1 protein-coding gene is annotated in these 585 nt (G+C 66.3%); it reads left to right on the plus strand.

What is annotated here, in order from left to right:
• Positions 1-225: 225 nt before the first annotated feature.
• On the plus strand, positions 226-585 hold a 360-nt coding region (locus tag ACI3K3_RS25780), incomplete at its 3' end, for an RsmE family RNA methyltransferase (protein WP_404918975.1).

Below are 585 nucleotides of genomic sequence, written 5' to 3' on the forward strand. Positions count from 1 at the left end.
CGAAACGCGCAAGCAGGGCGTAAGGGCGCAGGCTGGACGGCAGCAGCGAGACGAGGCTGCGATGTTCGGTATCCGGGACGAGAAGAGAGTCGCTCACGATCGGAGGAGTAGCCGAAAGGCGCGGCGCTGTCATGTTCGAACGTTCCCAGTGAACACGGCGAAGGTTGCATGCGGGCAGCCTTCCGGCGAAAAGGCCACGCTATCTTTCGGAGATTAACCCAGATCATGGCCGCAATCCCCGCCTGGCCGCCGCGCAGCGCGCCGCGCCTTTTCGTCACGGAACCGCTTGTCCAGGGCGGCAGCGTCGTGATCGAGGGCGCCCAGGCACATTACCTGTCGAAGGTCATGCGAGTCGCCCCGGGCGACGCCGTGATCCTCTGCGACGACGTGACGGGCGAATGGGCCTGCGCGGTCACTGCCGCCGGCAAGCGCGACGTGGCGCTGGAAGTGCGCGAGCGGCTGCGCGAGAAGGAGGCCGTTCCCGACTTCTGGCTCTGCGCGGCGCTGCTGAAGAAGCCGAACTTCGATCTCGTGCTGGAGAAGGCCACCGAACTCGGCGTCGCGAGGATCCAGCCTCTGGTGACG

It is taken from the genome of Novosphingobium sp. ZW T3_23 (genome assembly GCF_044987305.1).
In the GTDB taxonomy this organism is placed as follows: domain Bacteria; phylum Pseudomonadota; class Alphaproteobacteria; order Sphingomonadales; family Sphingomonadaceae; genus Novosphingobium.